Origin of the sequence: Streptomyces sp. HPF1205 (genome assembly GCF_020400825.1) — a bacterium.
Lineage (GTDB): Bacteria > Actinomycetota > Actinomycetes > Streptomycetales > Streptomycetaceae > Actinacidiphila.
In genome coordinates, this window is the sequence record NZ_JAINVH010000003.1 from 34,621 (window position 1) to 51,505 (window position 16,885).

Genomic DNA, 16,885 nt, shown 5'->3' on the forward strand with positions numbered 1-16,885 from the left:
AATTGATCTCAAAACGTCACCTAAACGGGCGGCTGCTGACACTCTGCACGAGCTGACGCCCCCTCAACAGTCCTGCTCAGCGCGGTCAGGAGACGCGCGACCCCAGCTTGTCCAGCGTGTTCGTGGCCACGTACCGCGCCATGTCGTCATTGCGCATGGCCTCCCACATGGCGGAGGTGCCGTTGGGGTCGAGGAGTACGACCGACTGCTTGCGGATCATGTCGAAGCCGGCGACGGGCGCGTTCATGAAGACCATGTCGGAGGAGCGCACATGGCGCATGTTCCAGACGAGGTCGCGCAGATCGCCGTTGGACAGCCGGTCGTCCACGCTCACCACCGACGTGACCTGGTCAAGGGTGCGCTTGAGCTTGAGCGGGTTGGTGAAGGTGCTCGTGGTGAGCGTCTTGGACAGCACGGCACGCAGGAAATTCTGCTGGCGGTGGGTCCGGTCGAGGTCGCCGCGCGGCAGGCCGTAGCGCTCGCGCACGTAGTCGAGGGCCTCGGAGCCGTTCATGTGGTGGGTGCCCGCGGTCCAGACGCCGCCGGGGCCGTTGCGCCGGGGGACGGTCTTGTCGACGGTGAGGTCCACGCCGCCGATCGCGTCGGTCAGCTTCTTGAAGCCGCTCCAGTCGATGACCGCGAGGTGGTCGACGCGGACCCGGGTCAGCCGCTGGACCGTGTCGATGAGCAGCGGCGGGCCGCCCCAGGAGAAGGCGGCGTTGAGCTTGGCCATGCCGTGGCCGGGAACGTCGACCCACGAGTCGCGCGGCAACGAGACGACGTAGGCGTGCTGGTGATCGGCCGGCAGGTGGACCAGCATCATCGTGTCGCTGCGCTGGGCACCCGGCTTCCATTCCGGGGCCGCGGCGTCCTTTCCGGTGGTCGGCAGGTCCGAACGGGAGTCGAGTCCCACCAGCAGAAACGTCTCGCCCCCCTTCGCCGGCGGCGGCAGCGCGCTCTGGGGCACGCCGGTCGGGAAGGCGTCGGGGATGCGCTGGACCCGGCCGGTGTAGTGCTCGAACGCCCAATAGGCGGTGCCGACGACGAGCAGCACTCCGGTACAGAGCAGGACGAGCGCGGCGTACAGCACCCGGCGGGCGCGGCGCCGCCGCCGCGCCGCCCGATCGGGCACCCGCGGCTTCCCGGGTCCGGCCGGTACACCGTCGCCCCCGTCGCCCCGGCCGTCTCTGTCGCTGCCGTCCCCGTCGCCCTGACCGTCCCCGTCCCCGTCTCCGTCCCCGTCGCTGCCGCGTCCGCCGCCTTGGCCGCCTCCGAGCTCGTCGTCGGCACGCTCGTCGTCGGCACGCTCGTCGTCCGCGTGTCCGTCGTCGCCGCGTACGCTCTCGGGCGCGCCGCCCGCCAGCAGGTCGTCGAGGTGATCGGACTCCTGCGCGGGTACGGGGGCGTCCGCCGCCCCGGGTGCCGCGCCGTCCTCGGGGCGTACGGCGTCCGCGTCCGTCCGTCTACCGGCCTCGCCCGTCATGTACGACCCCCCACCCTCAGATCTCTGCAGGCATTGTGGACCCGCCACTCGATCGCCACCCCTGATTCGGGGCACACGGCACGGACTATGCTCGGCGCATGCCTCTGAAGCTCACCGTCATCGGCACCGGCTACCTCGGTGCCACCCACGCTGCCGCCATGGCGGAGCTGGGGTTCGAGGTGCTCGGCCTGGACATCGACCCGGCCAAGATCGATGCGCTGTCGCGGGGCGAGGTCCCGATCTACGAGCCGGGCCTGGAGGAGTTGCTGGCCCGCCACGTCTCCGGGGTCGCCGGGTCCAGTGGGCGGCTGCGCTTCACGACGTCCTGGGAAGAGGTGGCCGAGTTCGGCGACGTGCACTTCGTGTGCGTCAACACGCCGCAGAAGCAGGGTGAGTACGCCTGCGACATGAGCCATGTGGACAGCGCCTTCGCCCGGCTCGCCCCGCACCTGCGGCGGCCCGCCCTGGTGGTCGGCAAGTCCACCGTGCCGGTGGGCAGCGCGGCCCGGCTCGCCGCCTTGCTGCGGGAACTGGCCCCCGCGGGCGAGGACGCGGAACTCGCCTGGAACCCGGAGTTCCTGCGCGAGGGCTTCGCGGTGGAGGACACGCTGCGCCCGGACCGGATCGTGGTCGGTGTCCGGAGCGAGCGGGCGGAATCGCTCCTCCGGGAGGTCTACGCGGCGCCCCTCGCGGAGGGCACGCCGTTCGTGGTGACCGACTACCCGACGGCCGAGCTGGTCAAGACGGCCGCCAACGCCTTCCTGGCCACCAAGATCTCCTTCATCAACGCCATGGCCGAGGTCTGCGAGGCGGCCGACGGCGACGTGGCCAAGCTCGCCGAGGCAATCGGCCACGACGACCGCATCGGCCGCAAGTTCCTGCGCGCCGGGATCGGCTTCGGCGGCGGCTGTCTGCCCAAGGACATCAGGGCCTTCATGGCGCGGGCCGGCGAACTGGGTGCCGACCAGGCGCTGACCTTCCTGCGCGAGGTCGATTCGGTCAACATGCGGCGCCGCACCCACATGGTCGAGATGGCGCGCGAGGCGGTGGGCGGCGGGTTCCTGGGGCAGCGCATCGCCGTCCTGGGCGCGACCTTCAAGCCGGACTCCGACGACGTACGCGACTCCCCCGCCCTCAACGTGGCCGGCCAGATCCAGCTCCAGGGCGGCCAGGTCACCGTCTACGACCCCAAGGGCATGGACAACGCCAGGCGTCTGTTCCCGACCCTCGGATACGCGCCGTCCGCCCTTGAGGCGGTCCGCGGTGCCGACATAGTCCTCCACCTGACCGAGTGGCGCGAGTTCCGCGACCTCGACCCGGCGGCCCTGGCCGAGGTCGCCCGCAGGCAGAGCATCCTGGACGGGCGCAACGCGCTCGATCCCGCCCTGTGGCGCAAAGCGGGCTGGACCTACCGCGCGATGGGCCGCCCCACCGCCTGACCCGCCCCCGCGCTCCGCGCCCCGATCCCCCGTCTCGCGGTCACCGGTACCGGTGACCGGCACCGGTGCGGGTGCTGGTGCCGCCGTGGGGCGACCGGTGCCGCCGAGACGGTGCCGACTCCGGGGCCAGGACCGGCCCGCGGCCGGGACCGGGGCTCGGGTAAACGCCGCGACCACACCTCGCAAAGCTCTGGTCATGCGGGGCCTTCGCGTCGAACGCCACCCCTCCGCTCCGTCTACAGTCCTGTAGTCAATGTGGTGAGGCGGCGCCCCGCGCGCCGGAAGGGGCGGCACGACACGATGGAGCAGACCGGATACGGGAGCACGACCGATCCAGCACCGCGGCCGGCGACCGGGGACCCGAGCGCCCCCACCGCGCCGCCCGGGACGCCCGCGCCGACCCGTCACCGGCGCGCCTCGGCCGCCGGCCAGGCGCTGTCCAAAGTGCCGGTACGGATCACCGTCGGCTTCTGGGTGACCAAGGTGCTCACCACCGGCATGGGCGAGACCACCTCGGACTTCCTCGGCCACACCGTCAACCCCGCCGTAGCCGGACTCGTCGGCCTCATCGGCCTCGTCCTGGCCCTGCGGTGGCAGTTGCGTTCCGACCGCCACTCGCCTTGGATCTACTGGCTCGCGGTCGTCATGGTCAGCGTCTTCGGCACCATGGCGGCCGACGTCATCCACGTGATCGCGGGGGTCCCGTACGCCGTCTCCACCGCCTTCTTCTTCCTCCTCCTCATCGCCGTCCTGGCCGTCTGGCGGCGCAGCGAGGGAACCTTGTCGATCCATACCATCGGCACGCCGCGCCGCGAGCGGTTCTACTGGGCAACCGTGCTCACCACCTTCGCCCTGGGCACCGCGGCCGGCGACCTGACCGCGACCACCCTCCACCTCGGCTACTTCTCCTCCGGCATGCTGTTCGCCGCCCTCATCGCCGTGCCCGCCCTGGCCCGCCTGCTCGGCCTCGACCCCGTGACCTCCTTCTGGTGGGCGTACGTCCTGACCCGTCCCCTCGGTGCCTCGTTCGCCGACTGGATGGGCGTCGACCGCTCCCGTGGCGGCCTCGGCTGGGGCACCGGACCGGTCAGCCTGGCTCTGGCCGCGCTGATCGCCCTCGCGGTGGGACGGCTCGCCGCGGAGAGCCGCAGGGCCGGCGCCTGACGTCAGTCCGGGACCCGCGCCGTCTTGTTCTTCCGGTACGTGCGCATCTTGGCCCGGCTGCCGCAGATCGCCATCGTGCACCAACGGCCGCGACCGGCCGGGCTGCGGTCGTAGTACACCCAGCGGCAGGTGTCCGAGGCGCACGCCTTCAGACGCGGCCAGGTGCCTTCCACGGTTGCCTGCGCCACCGCGGCCGCCGTCGCCGCGATGAGCGCGGGCACGCCGGTCAGCCCCTGCCCCGGGCGGATCCGGGCAACGCCCTCGGCGTCGATGTCCAGCCGCAGCGGACCGCGCGCCAGCAGGCCGCTGAGCCGCTCCAGCGTCGCCGTCGGCATATCCACCCCGGAGTGCGCCAGGCACACCTCCCGCAGCGCCTCGCGCAGCGCCAGCGCCTCCGCCAAGTCGGCCGGACCCAGTTCCCCGCGACCCACCTCCAGGCCGCGCCCGCTCATCCAGCGGCTCAAGCCGGCAGGTGACCGCAGCTCGTCGCTGCCGCCCTCCAGGTCCACGGTGTTGACCAGGTCCTGCACCAGCCGCAGCTCTTCCGGTGCGGGATCGCGAATTCCGGGCTGCTCCACCCTTGCTACGTTACCCAAATCCCCCCATCATGAAGTAACCGTTACCGCTTGACGCAAAGCACCGGTAACTGATGACCACCTCCTGCTGCATCGCCTCGACTCCGACGAAAGGAATCGACATGATCGGCACACTCGGCGCCGTCGTCCTGGACTGTCCCGACCCGCGGGCCCTGGCCTCCTTCTACGCGGAACTCGTCGGAGGCACCATCGAGGCCGAGGACGACACCTGGATCGACCTCAACCGCGACGGCCAGCGGCTCTCCTTCCAGCTCGCGTCCGACCACCGCGCCCCCGCCTGGCCGAACCCGGAGCGGCCCCAGCAGTTCCACCTCGACATCGCCGTGCCCCGCGCCGAGATGGACGCCGCCGAGAAGCGCGTCCTCGAACTCGGCGCCACCCTGCTGGAAGGGGATCTCGACGGCGCCCGCAACTGGCGCGTCTACGCCGACCCGGCCGGCCACCCCTTCTGCCTCTGCGCCTGCTGACCCGGCTAAGCGGGCGGGGCGTCGAGGTCCGCGATCCGCGCCGTGGACGGCCCTCGGCGTGCCCGTATGCGTATCGCCGCTTGCTCGGCGTCCCGCAGCACTCGCACCGCGTTCTGCCAGGTCAGCTTGGCCAGGTCGGCGTCCGACCAGCCACGGGTGATGAGCTCGGCCACGAGGTTGGGATAGCCGGCGACATCGGACAGGCCGTCCGGGGTGAACGCGGTCCCGTCGAAGTCACCGCCTATCCCGACGTGGTCGATCCCGGCGACCTCCCGCATGTGGTCCAGATGGTCGGCCACCGTGCTCACCGTCGCGCGCGGGCGCGGCTCGCGGGCCTCGAAGTCGCGCTGCACCGCCATGCCCTCCGGCGTGGTGTCAAGCGGGTGCAGACCGTGGGCGCGCATGTTGTCGTCGGCCCGCAGCGTCCACTCGATGGCCGCCGGGAGGATGAACTTCGGCACGAAGGTGGCCATGGCCACCCCGCCGTTGCCGGGCAGCGACGCGAGTACGTCGTCCGGGACGTTGCGCGGGTGGTCGCAGACCGCGCGCGCGGAGGAATGGGAGAAGAGCACCGGGGCCTCGGCCACCCGCAGCGCGTCGCGCATGGTGTCCGGCGAGACGTGCGAGAGGTCGACCAGCATGCCGAGACGGTTCATCTCGCGGACCACCTCCTCGCCGAACGCGGTCAGCCCGCCGGCCGCGGGGGTGTCGGTAGCGGAGTCCGCCCACGGGGTGTTGTCGTTGTGCGTGAGCGTCATGTACCGCACCCCGAGGTCGTACAGACCGCGCAGCACGCCCAGTGAGCAGTCGATGGAGTGGCCGCCCTCCGCACCCATGAGCGAGGCGATCCGTCCCTGCTCCCGGGCCGTCTCCATCTCGTCGGCGGTGACCGCCGGCATGAGGTCCCGGGAGTAACGCTCGGTCATCCGATGGACGACGTCGACCTGTTCGAGGGTGGCGGCGACGGCCGCCGGCCCGGCCAACTCGGTGGACACGTACACCGACCAGAACTGCGCTCCCACACCGCCCGCGCGCAGCCGCGGGATATCGGTGTGCGTGCGAACGCGCTGGTCGGTGGCGATGTCGAGCCGGTCGAGGTCGTAGTCGACCTGTTTGCGCAGGGCCCACGGCAGGTCGTTGTGCCCGTCCACGACCGGGTGGGCGGCGAGCAGCTCGCGAGCGCGGTTCAGCGGTTCCATGTCGAACACTCTATGGAGTCGGCGCCGACTCGCGATTAGGGCCTGTGGAAAACCCCGGTCACCGATCCTGCCGGTACCGGTCCTGTGGATAACTTCCGCGGCCGTGTCCCCGCCGGATGCTACTTTCCGAATCCGAAGCCCGCGGTCCCGGCGACCTTGGACCGCAGCCGCTTCCCCTTCTCCGTGGCCTGCTCGTTGAGCGACTGCTGGAACTCCCGCATGCGTGCCCGCAGTTCGGGGTCGTGCGCGGCCAGCATCCGCACGGCCAGCAGCCCGGCATTGCGGGCGCCGGCCACGGAGACGGTCGCCACCGGCACTCCCGCCGGCATCTGCACGATCGAAAGGAGCGAGTCCATGCCGTCCAGATACTTCAAGGGCACCGGCACCCCGATGACCGGCAGCGGGGTCACCGAGGCCAGCATCCCCGGCAGGTGCGCGGCCCCTCCCGCGCCCGCGATCAGCACCCGCAGGCCCCGCTCGTCCGCCTGCTCCCCGTACTCGATCATCTCGCGGGGCATGCGGTGGGCCGAGACGACGTCGACCTCGTACGGAACGGAGAACTCCGCCAGGGCCCCGGCCGCGGCTTCCATCACGGGCCAGTCGGAGTCGGACCCCATGACGATGCCGACCAGGGGCTGGGGGGCGTTACTCATCGATCGTTCCTCGCAGGTAGTCGGCCGCGTGGCGCGCGCGCTCGCGCACGTCCGCCAGGTCGTCGCCGTAGGTGTTGACATGGCCGACCTTGCGGCCCGGCTTCACGTCCTTGCCGTACATGTGGATCTTCAGGCCGGGATCGCGCGCCATGCAGTGCAGGTAGCCCGCGTACATGTCGGGGTAGTCGCCGCCGAGTACGTTGGCCATCACGGTCCAGCGGGCGCGCGGGCGCGGGTCGCCCAGCGGCAGGTTCAGCACCGCCCGCAGGTGGTTGGCGAACTGCGAGGTGACCGCGCCGTCCATGGTCCAGTGGCCGCTGTTGTGGGGGCGCATCGCCAGTTCGTTGACCAGGATCCGCCCGTCCGCGGTCTCGAACAGCTCCACCGCGAGGTGTCCCACCACGCCAAGCTCGCCGGCGATGGTCAGGGCGAGCCCCTGGGCCTGCGCGGACAACTGGTCGGACAGCCCGGGCGCCGGCGCGACCACGGTGTCGCACACGCCGTCCACCTGAAGCGATTCCACCACTGGGTAGGCCACGGCCTGCCCGTGCGGGGAGCGCACGACGTTCGCGGCCAGCTCCCGCACGAAATCGACCTTCTCCTCGGCCAGCACCGGCACCCCGGCGCGGAACGGCTCCTCGGCGTCCGCCGCCGAGCGGGCGATCCACACGCCCTTGCCGTCGTAACCGCCGCGCACGGTCTTCAGCACCACCGGGAAGCCGCCGGTCTCCGCGGCGAAGGCGGCGACGTCGGCGGGCGAGGCCACGATCCGGTTGCGCGGGCAGGGCGCCCCGATCTCGGCCAGCCGGGCGCGCATGACGCCCTTGTCCTGGGCGTGCACCAGAGCGTCCGGTCCGGGCCGTACGGTGATCCCGTCCGCCTCCAGGGCGCGCAGATGTTCGGTCGGCACGTGCTCGTGATCGAAGGTGATCACGTCGCAGCCGGCGGCGAAGGACCGCAGCGTCTCCAGGTCGCGGTAGTCGCCGACGGTGACGTCGGACACGACCTGGGCTGCGGAGTCCTGCGGGGTGTCGCTGAGAACCTTGAACCGGATGCCGAGCGGAATGCCCGCCTCATGGGTCATTCGGGCGAGCTGGCCGCCGCCGACGATGCCGACTACGGGAAATGTCACGTCGAGTTCCTGCCGGTGGTACAGGGGGTTCGCGGGGACGGGTCCCCGGGGAAATGGCCCTACCAGGGTATCCGTCGCACAGGCAGCCGTACGACCACCCGAACGACGCGCTCGGTGACGGCTTGTTCCGCCCGCATGGTTAGCATGAGGTGGAACACACCGAGCCGGCAGGCGGGACACCGGGCCACCGGACTCCACTCGGCGCCCGATCCCCTACAGACAGGGCCGAACGACCACCATGAGCGGACTGCGCACCCTGCGTTCCCAGCTGAGCCTGATGTATCGGGAACTCGCCAAGTTCGGCGCGGTGGGCGGCGCGGGTGTCGTGGTGAACATCGGTGTGTTCAACCTGCTGCGCCAGCACACCGGCCTGCAGACCGTGCGCGCCAGCATCCTGGCCACCTTGGTGTCCATCGCCTTCAACTACGTGGGCTTCCGCTACTTCACCTACCGGGACCGGGACAAGGCGCGCCGGGCGAAGGAGCTGAGCCTCTTCCTGCTCTTCAGCGCGGTCGGCCTGGTGATCGAGAACGGCGTCCTCTACGCGGCCACCTACGGCTTCCACTGGGACAGCCGGCTGCAGAGCAACGTCTTCAAGTTCGTCGGCATCGGGGTGGCCACCCTGTTCCGCTTCTGGTCCTACCGGACCTGGGTCTTCCGGGCACTGCCCGCGAGGTCAGCGGTCGAGCAGGCGGAGGCCTTCCTGGCCGGAGGCAAGGAAGGCCGCGAGGTGGAGACGAGGAAGGGCAAGCGCGCCGGCGTCCACCGGAGCTGAGGCCCGCCGGTCCGGCGCGGCGGTCAACTGATGACCTTCTCCCGGGGCGGCTGTGGCGGAATCTCCTGGGCGAGGAAGAGCGCGAAGACCGGCGGCCGGTGCTGGAGGAGCTCCAGTCGCCCTCCGTCGGCCTCGGCGAGGTCGCGAGCCACCGCGAGGCCGAGCCCGGTGGAGTTGCGTCCGCTGACGGTGCGCTCGAACACCCGCGGCCCGAGGTCCGGCGGCACCCCCGGCCCGTTGTCGGTGACCTCGACCACCGCCTGGTTGCCGGTGACACGGGTGTGGAGGGTGACGGTGCCGGCGCCGTGCATCAGGGAATTCTCGATGAGGGTGGCCAGCACCTGGGCCACCGCCCCTGGAGTGCCCACCGCCCGCAGCCGCCGGGCGCCGGACAGCACCACGGAGCGGCCTTCCGCCTGGTAGGCGGGCCGCCACTCCTCCACCTGCTGCTTGATCACTTCATCGAGGTCGAAGTCGACGGCGGACCCCGTCCGGGGGTCGCGGGAGTTGGTCAGCAGCCGCTGGACGACGTCGGTCAGCCGCTCGACCTGCCCGAGCGCGATGGTGGCCTCCTCCTTGACGGCGTCCTGATCCTCGGCCGTGGCCACGATCTCCTCAAGCCGCATCGAGAGCGCGGTCAGCGGGGTGCGCAGTTGGTGGGAGGCGTCCGCGGCGAGCCGCCGCTCGGCGGTCAGCATCCGGCCGATCCGCTCGGCGCTGGCGTCGAGGACGTCGGCGATGCGGTCGAGCTCCGGCACGCCGTAGCGGCGGTGCCGGGGCCGGGGGTCGCCGGAGCCGAGGCGTTCGGCGGTCTCGGCGAGATCCGTGAGCGGGCTGGCCAGCCGCCGGGCCTGGCGTACGGCCAGGGCGACCGCCGCCAGGACGGCGAGCAGCGCCACCGCGAGGATCACCAGCAGGGTCCGGCCGATCTCCCCGCTGACGGTGGAGCGCGCCTCCTCCACGGTGACCGACTCCCCGTGGTCACCGTTCTGCGTCGCGGAGATGACCCCGCCGTGCGGCCGTGCCCCGAGGTTCACCACGGGGCGGCCGGGGACGTGGACCACCGCGTAGCGGTTCTCGGCGACCTGCCGGTCCAGCCCTTTGGCGTCCACCGGCTCACCGGCCCGGATGCGGTTCTCCACGATGCCGACCAGCCGGACCGCCTCGGACTGCACGCCGTCGCGCGCGCTGCTCTGGATGGTCCTGGTCTCCACGACCACCAGCGAGAGCCCGAAGACCGCGATGACCACGAGGACCACGGCCAGCGTGGAGGAGATCAGGCGGCGGCGCATGGAGGGGGCGGGTCAGTTCTTCTCGAACCGGAAGCCGACGCCGCGGACGGTCGAGATGAAACGGGGGTTCGCGGCATCGTCGCCAAGTTTCTTGCGCAACCAGGAGATGTGCATGTCCAGGGTCTTGGTGGACGACCACCAGGTGGTGTCCCAGACCTCGCGCATCAGCTGCTCGCGGGTGACCACCCGGCCGGCGTCGCGTACCAGCACCCGCAGCAGGTCGAACTCCTTCGCGGTGAGCTGGAGTTCGTCGTCACCCATCCACGCGCGGTGCGACTCGACGTCGATCCGCACGCCGTGAGTGGAGGGCTGGGCGGGTTCGGTGGTGCCGCGCCGCAGCAGGGCGCGGACCCGCGCGAGAAGTTCGGCGAGACGGAACGGCTTGGTGACGTAGTCGTCCGCGCCGGCGTCCAGACCGACGACCGTGTCGACCTCGTCGGCGCGGGCGGTCAGCACCAGCACCGGGAAGGTGTGGCCCTCGGTGCGGATCCGGCGGCACACGTCGAGGCCGTCCATGCCGGGCAGGCCCAGATCCAGCACCACCAGGTCGACCGCGGCCAGGAGCGCGGCCTCCAAAGCGGTGGGTCCGTCCTCGCGCACCTCGACCTCGTAACCCTCACGGCGCAAGGCGCGCGCGAGTGGTTCCGAGATGGATGCGTCGTCCTCGGCGAGAAGTACGCGGGTCATGGGCTTGATGGTAGTCCGCGCCGACCGACCCCGACGGGGTGGTGCGGGCAGGTGCGGATGCGTCAGGGGCGCACGGGTGTGAGCGGGATCCTAAATGGGTCTATACCACATCTCAAACTGCCATAAAGTATGAAACGCCCGATCCCGGACTCCGGGACCTCCTGCGCAAGGACCATCCATGGCGACCAGCCTGACGGCGAAAGACGTCGGCGCGCGCACCTTCGGCCGCGCGTCCGGCGGCACCTTCCTCGGCCACCCCCGCGGACTGGCCACACTGTTCATGACCGAGATGTGGGAGCGCTTCAGCTTCTACGGCATGCGGGCCCTGCTCCCGCTGTACCTCATCGCCGGCGGCCCCGCGGCCGGCAAGGGCGCGCAAAGCGGCGGCCTGGCGATGACCGCGGCCACCGCGACGGCCATCTACTCCATCTACATGGCCATGGTCTACCTGCTGACGATGCCCGGCGGCTGGTTCGGCGACCGGGTCTGGGGCCCGCGCAGGACGGTCACGGCAGCGGCGCTGGTCATCATGACCGGCCACCTGACGCTGGCGCTGCCCGGCGAGGGTCCGTTCTTCGCCGGCCTGGGGCTGGTCGCTCTGGGCTCCGGGCTGCTCAAGGCCAACATCTCCACGATGGTCGGCCACCTCTACGAAGGCCCGGACGACCCGAGGCGCGACGGCGGCTTCACCGTCTTCTACATGGGCATCAACATCGGCGCCTTCGCCGCGCCGCTGGTGATCGGTACCGTCGGCCAGAACTACAGCTGGCACCTGGGGTTCGCTCTGGCCGCGATCGGCATGGGACTGGGCCTGATCCAGTTCCTGCTGGGCACGCGGCACCTGAGCCCGCGCAGCGACCTGGTGCCCGAGCCCCTGACCCGGCAGGAGCGCGCCGGCGCCCTGCGCAAGGGCCTGCTCTGGCTGGCCGCCGCCACCGCCTTCTACGCGGTCGTGGTGCTGAGCGGGGCGTACACCCTGAACTGGGCGCTGGTGCCGATCACCGTGGTCGGGCTGGTCATCCCCGTGGGTGTGCTGGTGCGCATCAAGAGCGACAAGGAGCTGAGCGCCGCCGAGCAGTCGAAGATCAGCGGATACATCTGGTTCTTCGTCGCGGCCGCCGTCTTCTGGATGATCTACGACCAGGGCGGCTCGACGATGTCGATATTCGGCGACGCGAAGGCCTCCGGGACGCTGTTCGGCATCGGGTTTCCCTCGTCGTGGTACCAGTCGGTGAACCCGCTGTGGGTGATGGCGCTGGCCCCGGTCATGGCATGGATCTGGCTGTGGCTGTCCCGGCGCGGCAAGGAGCCGAGCACCACCGTGAAGTTCGCGATGGGCCTGTTCCTTGTCGGCGCGTCCTTCTTCCTGTTCGTGGTGCCGATGGCCATGGCCTCCGGCGGCACCAGGGTGAGTCCGATGTGGCTGGTGGGCGTGTACCTGGTGCAGACGGTCGGTGAGCTGTGCCTGTCGCCGGTGGGTCTGTCGGTCACCACGAAGATGGCGCCCGCCAAGTACGGCAGCCAGATGATGGGCGTCTGGTTCCTGGCGGTGACCGCCGGGGACTGCACCACCAGCCTGCTGTCCCTGGCGGGCGTGGACCTCAACGTCACGGGTGTGGTCGCCGTGGAGGCGGCGCTGGCCTGCCTGGCCGGCTGTGCCGTGTGGATGTACCGCAGGCGGGTCATAGCCCTGATGGGCGAGGTGCGCTGACCGGCGCGGGGGGGCGGCCGTCGGGCCCGCGCCCGGCGGCGGCGCCCCGAGCGGGACCGCTCAGGCGAGCGGCCACGGGCGGGCCACGGCGCCGAGCCGGTTCCACGCGTTGATCACGGTGATCGTCCAGATCAGCTCGGCCAGTTCCCGGTCGTCGAACTCGGCGGCCGCGCGGGCGAACACCTCGTCGTCCACGTGGCCGTCGGTCAGCCTGGTGGCCGCTTCCGTCAGCTCCAGCGCGGCACGCTCGCGGCCGGTGAAGAACGGCGTCTCGCGCCACACCGGCAGCGCGTACAGCCGCCGCTCGGTCTCGCCCGCCGCCCGCGCGTCGGCGGTGTGGGAGTCCACGCAGTAGGCGCAGCCGTTGAGCTGGGAGGCGCGGGCGCGGACCAGTTCCAGCAGCGAGCCTTCCAGGACCGTCTCGCGGGAAGCGGCGTCCAGTGCGTTCATGGCCCGGTTGATGTGCGGGGCCAGCTTGTCCACGGCCAAGCGAACCGGCGGTACGACGGGCGCTGCGGCACGGGCGGGAGCGGAGGCGGAGGCGTGTTCGGAGGCGGAGGCGCTGTTCTCGGCGGGGTTCTGGGCTGTCTCAGTGCTCATGACGGCCAACCTACGGCCGGAGTGGATCGCGGATAAGATCCAGTTCCATGCACGATTCCTGGCCCACTTCTCCCGACGACGCCCCCGGGAACGCGGGCGGCCGACCGCGTCAGGACGGCCCCTCTCGGAGGGGCGGCCCCGAACGGGCGCCGACCGGAAGCCGAGCCGCGTCCGGCGCCGGCGATGTCGACCTGCACCTCGATCTGCGGGTCGGGCCGGGATCAGGCGGCCGGCGGGCCGCCCTGGAGCGGGCCCTGCGGGACGCCGTCCGCAGCGGTCGGCTCGCGCCGGGCAGCCGCCTGCCCTCCAGCCGCCGGCTGGCCGTCGAGACCGGCCTGTCCCGTGGCACCGTGAAGGCGGCGTACGACCAGCTCACCGCGGAGGGCTACCTCGCCGCCCGCCGGGGCTCGGGCACCGTGGTCGCCGCGCGCTCGGCAGCACCCGCCGGCCGCGAGACAGCAGCCGGACCCGCGCCGGCGTCGGGTGCCGCCGCGCCGCCGCGGTTCGACCTGCGGCCCGGCAGCCCGGACGTCACGTCCTTCCCCACCTCGGCCTGGCTGCGCGCGACCCGCCGGGCGCTGGGCTCGGTGCCGTCCGCCGCGTACGACTACGGCGACCCGCGCGGCCGGATCGAGCTGCGCCGGGTTCTCGCGGAGTACCTGGGCCGTACCCGGGGCGTCTTCGCCGAGCCCGAGCGGATCGTGGTGACGACCGGCTACGTCCAGGGGCTCGCCCTGCTGGTGCGGGTCGCAGCGGGCGTGGTGGCCATGGAGGATCCCGGCCTGCCCTTCCACCGCGAGGTGGTGCGCAGGAATGGCGGCGAGGTGGTACCGCTGCCCACCGACGGCTTGGGGGCGCGCACCGATCTGCTCGGCACGTTCCCGCAGGCCGACGCGGTCGTGGTGACCCCGGCCCATCAGTACCCGACCGGCGTGACCCTGCACCCGGCCCGCCGTCAGGCGCTCACCGCGTGGGCCAGGGCGAGCGGCGGTCTGGTGATCGAGGACGACTACGACGGCGAGTTCCGTTACGACCGCCAGCCGGTCGGCGCCCTCCAGGGCATGGCGCCGGACCACGTGGCCTACCTGGGCACCGCTTCCAAGACCCTGGGCCCCGCCCTGCGGCTGGGCTGGATGGTGCTGCCCCCGCGCCTGGTCGAACCCGTCGCCGAGGCGAAGCTGTACAGCGACTTCCACACCGGCGCGGTGGCGCAGCTCGCCCTCGCGGAGCTGATCGCCGGCCACGGCTACGACCGTCATGTCCGGACCTCCCGGCTGCGCTACCGGCGCCGCCGCGACCTGCTGGTCTCGCGGCTGACCGGTCCGTACCGGGCCGGCGGCATCGCGGCAGGCCTGCACGCCCTCGTCGGCCTGCCGCCCGGTGTGCGGGAGGAGGATGTCCGGCGCCGTGCCGCGGGGCTGGGCCTGGCGCTCGGCACGCTCGCCGACCACTGGCACGAGCCGTCGCCCCACCACCCCCAAGGTCTGATCATCGGCTACGGCACCCCCGGCGAGGGCTCGTACCCCGCCGCCCTCGACGCCCTGGTGCGCACGCTCGGACACGGATGAGCCGTGGAGCGGCGCGGCCGCGGGCGGATCGGCGTCCTCAGGAGGGGGCCGCCATTTCGGCCCAGACCGTCTTGCCGGGGCGGTCGCCGTTGCGGATGACGCCCCAGTCCAGGCAGAGCCGCTGGACGATGAACATGCCGTGGCCGCCGGGGCGGCCGGCCCGGTGCGGGGTACGGGGCGCCGGATCGCCGGAGCCGCCGTCCACGACCTCCATCCGCAGTGCCCTGGGCTCCCGCCGCAGCCGCAGCTCCTCGGGGCCGCCCGCGTGGAGGCAGGCGTTGGTGACGAGCTCGGAGACCACCAGCAGCACGTCCTCCGCGGCCGCGCGCCGGTCCGCGGTGGAGGCCGGCAGCCAGCCCCAGTCCCGCAGCGCCTGCCGGGTGAAGTCGCGGGCGCGCGGCACGATCCCGCTCTCGCCGGAGAGCAGCAGTCGGCGCACCATGTCGTTCTCCCGCGCGTCCACGCCTGATCCGCCGTCCGCGTCGCCCGAGTCCGGGCCACGGTCGTCCGCGGCGAAGGGCCGGGTGGTGCTCATCAGGGCCTCACCTCACGGATCTCACACTTCTCCGGCTGGGGCCCGGTGGCCTGCGGCCCTACCAGCTGGGGTCCGACTGTCTCCTGCCCGGTCGATCTCCGGGAACACGTCCCGATTCCCACGAAACATCGCGGAGCCGGGTCCACTTCACTCACCGCACGTACCCCCGTCCCCCCGTGGCCGGACTATTCGTGAAGCGCCCGGTCGAGTGTGTCGTGAACAGTGAACACCGCGTTGGCCCCGGTGATCTCGAAGACCCGCGCGACGGACGGCCGCATGGCGGCCAGATGCACACCGCCGCCGAGCTCCTCCACCCGCAGCCTGGCGCTGAGCAGCACGTTGAGACCGGTGGAGTCGCAGAACTCCAGCCCCGCGCAGTCGATCACCAGTCGGGTCACACCGGCGTCCACCGCCTCGTTCAGCGGTTGCGCCAGTACGTCGGCCGTGTGGTGGTCCAGCTCCCCGGTCGGGGTGAACACCGCGGAGCGGCCGTGCCGACTGACCTCGACGCGCAGCCGTCCCAGGTCGGCCGCGCCCACCGCTTCGCGGTCCATAGCACTCCTTTTAAGATCGCAGGTCACGCGGACCTGACCTTACGCCGAATCGGTGCCCCGACGGTAGCCGCTGCCGAATATGCCACGACTTGCGGCGGCGGCTCCGGAAGGGGTAGGGGTGGAGTGACGGCATCGGCACAGCCAACCGCCGCAGAGAGGGATGAGCACATGACACCCCGGCTCGGGCTGGATCATGAGCGGGAACGACTTGAGGGTCTTGAGGGGCTCCCGGAAATCCCCCCGTACGACGAGATCGGACCCGTGGACGCGCGAGCGCTCTCCAAGACGCTCTTCGCCCGCCTGGGGACGCTGGAGGAAGGCACCGCCGAATACAGCTACGTCCGCAACACGCTGGTCGAGCTGAACCTGGCGCTGGTGAAGTTCGCGGCCTCCCGGTTCCGCTCCCGCAGCGAGCCGATGGAGGACATCATCCAGGTCGGCACGATCGGCCTGATCAAGGCGATCGACCGGTTCGAGCTGAGCCGCGAGGTGGAGTTCCCGACCTTCGCGATGCCCACGATCGTGGGTGAGATCAAACGATTCTTCCGGGACACCTCGTGGTCGGTGCGGGTGCCGCGCCGTCTGCAGGAGCTGCGCCTGGACCTGGCGAAGGCCGGTGACGAGCTGGCCCAGCGGCTGGACCGTACGCCGACCGTGCGCGAGCTGGCCGAACGGCTGAACCTTCCCGAGGAGGAGGTCGTCGAGGGCATGGCGGCGAGCAATGCCTACACCGCCAGCTCACTGGACGCCCAGCCCGCCGAGGACGATCCGGAGGGCGCGCTGGCCGACCGGATCGGGTACGAGGACCACGATCTGGAAGGCGTCGAGTACGTCGAGTCACTGAAACCGCTGATCGCCGAGCTGCCGGCGCGCGACCGGCAGATCCTGTCGCTGCGCTTCGTGGGGAATCTCACCCAGTCGGAGATCGGCGAGGAGCTGGGGATCTCCCAGATGCACGTGTCGCGGCTGCTCAGCCGCACCCTGTCGCGGCTGCGCCGGGGGCTGCTGGTCGAGGAGTGACGTCGCGCCC

The 16,885-nt window shown here is 71.6% G+C and carries 17 protein-coding genes; 7 read left to right on the forward strand and 10 right to left on the reverse strand.

Annotated elements, in window-relative coordinates:
• Positions 1-85: 85 nt before the first annotated feature.
• The gene (locus K7G61_RS04240) at positions 86-1,483 is read right to left on the reverse strand and encodes an LCP family protein (RefSeq protein ID WP_225845231.1); all 1,398 of its coding nucleotides are present in this window, start codon (positions 1,481-1,483) and stop codon (positions 86-88) included.
• Between the two features lie 98 nt (positions 1,484-1,581).
• Between K7G61_RS04240 and K7G61_RS04245 the strand changes: the two genes are divergently transcribed.
• Positions 1,582-2,922, forward strand: coding sequence for a UDP-glucose/GDP-mannose dehydrogenase family protein (locus K7G61_RS04245; protein WP_225845232.1), 1,341 nt, complete (start codon positions 1,582-1,584; stop codon positions 2,920-2,922).
• A 300-nt stretch (positions 2,923-3,222) separates the two neighbouring features.
• Positions 3,223-4,086, forward strand: a complete 864-nt coding sequence (locus tag K7G61_RS04250) for a hypothetical protein (RefSeq protein ID WP_225845233.1) — start codon at positions 3,223-3,225, stop codon at positions 4,084-4,086.
• Positions 4,087-4,088: 2 nt separating this feature from the next.
• Here the strand turns inward: K7G61_RS04250 and K7G61_RS04255 are convergent, their stop codons facing one another.
• On the reverse strand, positions 4,089-4,664 hold the full coding sequence (locus K7G61_RS04255; protein ID WP_225845234.1) for a CGNR zinc finger domain-containing protein: 576 nt from the start codon (positions 4,662-4,664) through the stop codon (positions 4,089-4,091).
• Positions 4,665-4,783: 119 nt separating this feature from the next.
• On the opposite strand from K7G61_RS04255, the gene K7G61_RS04260 reads away from it, so the two are divergent.
• Entirely contained in the window at positions 4,784-5,149 is a 366-nt protein-coding gene (locus K7G61_RS04260) for a VOC family protein (RefSeq protein ID WP_225845235.1), read from the forward strand.
• Between the two features lie 5 nt (positions 5,150-5,154).
• Here the strand turns inward: K7G61_RS04260 and K7G61_RS04265 are convergent, their stop codons facing one another.
• The 3 genes from K7G61_RS04265 to K7G61_RS04275 form a co-directional block, all read right to left on the reverse strand.
• Entirely contained in the window at positions 5,155-6,348 is a 1,194-nt protein-coding gene (locus K7G61_RS04265) for a dipeptidase (protein WP_225845236.1), read from the reverse strand.
• Between the two features lie 119 nt (positions 6,349-6,467).
• Positions 6,468-7,001 carry a 5-(carboxyamino)imidazole ribonucleotide mutase gene (gene purE, locus K7G61_RS04270; RefSeq protein WP_225845237.1) on the reverse strand — a complete coding sequence of 178 codons (534 nt, stop codon included), beginning with the start codon at positions 6,999-7,001 and terminating at the stop codon, positions 6,468-6,470.
• Positions 6,994-8,133 (reverse strand): 5-(carboxyamino)imidazole ribonucleotide synthase, encoded by a 1,140-nt coding sequence (locus K7G61_RS04275; RefSeq protein ID WP_225845238.1) that lies wholly within the window; start codon positions 8,131-8,133, stop codon positions 6,994-6,996. Before K7G61_RS04275 ends, purE begins: the two co-directional genes overlap by 8 nt.
• Before the next feature lie 238 nt (positions 8,134-8,371).
• Between K7G61_RS04275 and K7G61_RS04280 the strand changes: the two genes are divergently transcribed.
• Complete coding sequence (locus K7G61_RS04280; protein WP_225845239.1) at positions 8,372-8,908, forward strand: GtrA family protein; 537 nt, start codon at positions 8,372-8,374, stop codon at positions 8,906-8,908.
• Positions 8,909-8,931: 23 nt separating this feature from the next.
• Here the strand turns inward: K7G61_RS04280 and K7G61_RS04285 are convergent, their stop codons facing one another.
• Both K7G61_RS04285 and K7G61_RS04290 read right to left on the reverse strand, forming a co-directional pair.
• Positions 8,932-10,200, reverse strand: coding sequence for an ATP-binding protein (locus tag K7G61_RS04285; RefSeq protein ID WP_225845240.1), 1,269 nt, complete (start codon positions 10,198-10,200; stop codon positions 8,932-8,934).
• 12 nt (positions 10,201-10,212) lie between these two features.
• Complete coding sequence (locus K7G61_RS04290) at positions 10,213-10,887, reverse strand: response regulator transcription factor (RefSeq protein ID WP_225845241.1); 675 nt, start codon at positions 10,885-10,887, stop codon at positions 10,213-10,215.
• Positions 10,888-11,065: 178 nt separating this feature from the next.
• Here K7G61_RS04290 and K7G61_RS04295 point away from each other — a divergent pair, with 178 nt between their 5' ends.
• Complete coding sequence (locus K7G61_RS04295) at positions 11,066-12,598, forward strand: peptide MFS transporter (RefSeq protein WP_225845242.1); 1,533 nt, start codon at positions 11,066-11,068, stop codon at positions 12,596-12,598.
• A gap of 60 nt (positions 12,599-12,658) precedes the next feature.
• Here the strand turns inward: K7G61_RS04295 and K7G61_RS04300 are convergent, their stop codons facing one another.
• A complete protein-coding gene (locus K7G61_RS04300) occupies positions 12,659-13,198 on the reverse strand; it encodes a carboxymuconolactone decarboxylase family protein (protein WP_263983888.1) in 540 nt (179 codons plus the stop codon).
• 47 nt (positions 13,199-13,245) lie between these two features.
• Here K7G61_RS04300 and K7G61_RS04305 point away from each other — a divergent pair, with 47 nt between their 5' ends.
• On the forward strand, positions 13,246-14,766 hold the full coding sequence (locus tag K7G61_RS04305; RefSeq protein ID WP_225845243.1) for a PLP-dependent aminotransferase family protein: 1,521 nt from the start codon (positions 13,246-13,248) through the stop codon (positions 14,764-14,766).
• A gap of 37 nt (positions 14,767-14,803) precedes the next feature.
• On the opposite strand, the gene K7G61_RS04310 is transcribed toward K7G61_RS04305, so the two are convergent.
• The gene (locus K7G61_RS04310; RefSeq protein WP_225845244.1) at positions 14,804-15,301 is read right to left on the reverse strand and encodes an ATP-binding protein; all 498 of its coding nucleotides are present in this window, start codon (positions 15,299-15,301) and stop codon (positions 14,804-14,806) included.
• Between the two features lie 185 nt (positions 15,302-15,486).
• On the reverse strand, positions 15,487-15,855 hold the full coding sequence (locus tag K7G61_RS04315; protein WP_225845245.1) for an STAS domain-containing protein: 369 nt from the start codon (positions 15,853-15,855) through the stop codon (positions 15,487-15,489).
• A 168-nt stretch (positions 15,856-16,023) separates the two neighbouring features.
• Here K7G61_RS04315 and K7G61_RS04320 point away from each other — a divergent pair, with 168 nt between their 5' ends.
• Positions 16,024-16,875, forward strand: a complete 852-nt coding sequence (locus K7G61_RS04320) for an RNA polymerase sigma factor SigF (protein ID WP_225845246.1) — start codon at positions 16,024-16,026, stop codon at positions 16,873-16,875.
• Positions 16,876-16,885 lie beyond the last annotated feature (10 nt).

Excerpts from the sequence above, each read along its gene's own strand:
- K7G61_RS04240 (WP_225845231.1), bottom strand. The coding sequence starts at position 1,483 with ATGACGGGCGAGGCCGGTAGACGGACGGACGCGGACGCCGTACGCCCC.
- K7G61_RS04245 (WP_225845232.1), top strand. The coding sequence starts at position 1,582 with ATGCCTCTGAAGCTCACCGTCATCGGCACCGGCTACCTCGGTGCCACC.
- K7G61_RS04250 (WP_225845233.1), top strand. The coding sequence starts at position 3,223 with ATGGAGCAGACCGGATACGGGAGCACGACCGATCCAGCACCGCGGCCG.
- K7G61_RS04260 (WP_225845235.1), top strand. The coding sequence starts at position 4,784 with ATGATCGGCACACTCGGCGCCGTCGTCCTGGACTGTCCCGACCCGCGG.
- K7G61_RS04265 (WP_225845236.1), bottom strand. The coding sequence starts at position 6,348 with ATGGAACCGCTGAACCGCGCTCGCGAGCTGCTCGCCGCCCACCCGGTC.
- purE (WP_225845237.1), bottom strand. The coding sequence starts at position 7,001 with ATGAGTAACGCCCCCCAGCCCCTGGTCGGCATCGTCATGGGGTCCGAC.
- K7G61_RS04280 (WP_225845239.1), top strand. The coding sequence starts at position 8,372 with ATGAGCGGACTGCGCACCCTGCGTTCCCAGCTGAGCCTGATGTATCGG.
- K7G61_RS04285 (WP_225845240.1), bottom strand. The coding sequence starts at position 10,200 with ATGCGCCGCCGCCTGATCTCCTCCACGCTGGCCGTGGTCCTCGTGGTC.
- K7G61_RS04290 (WP_225845241.1), bottom strand. The coding sequence starts at position 10,887 with ATGACCCGCGTACTTCTCGCCGAGGACGACGCATCCATCTCGGAACCA.
- K7G61_RS04295 (WP_225845242.1), top strand. The coding sequence starts at position 11,066 with ATGGCGACCAGCCTGACGGCGAAAGACGTCGGCGCGCGCACCTTCGGC.
- K7G61_RS04300 (WP_263983888.1), bottom strand. The coding sequence starts at position 13,198 with ATGAGCACTGAGACAGCCCAGAACCCCGCCGAGAACAGCGCCTCCGCC.
- K7G61_RS04305 (WP_225845243.1), top strand. The coding sequence starts at position 13,246 with ATGCACGATTCCTGGCCCACTTCTCCCGACGACGCCCCCGGGAACGCG.
- K7G61_RS04310 (WP_225845244.1), bottom strand. The coding sequence starts at position 15,301 with ATGAGCACCACCCGGCCCTTCGCCGCGGACGACCGTGGCCCGGACTCG.
- K7G61_RS04315 (WP_225845245.1), bottom strand. The coding sequence starts at position 15,855 with ATGGACCGCGAAGCGGTGGGCGCGGCCGACCTGGGACGGCTGCGCGTC.
- K7G61_RS04320 (WP_225845246.1), top strand. The coding sequence starts at position 16,024 with ATGACACCCCGGCTCGGGCTGGATCATGAGCGGGAACGACTTGAGGGT.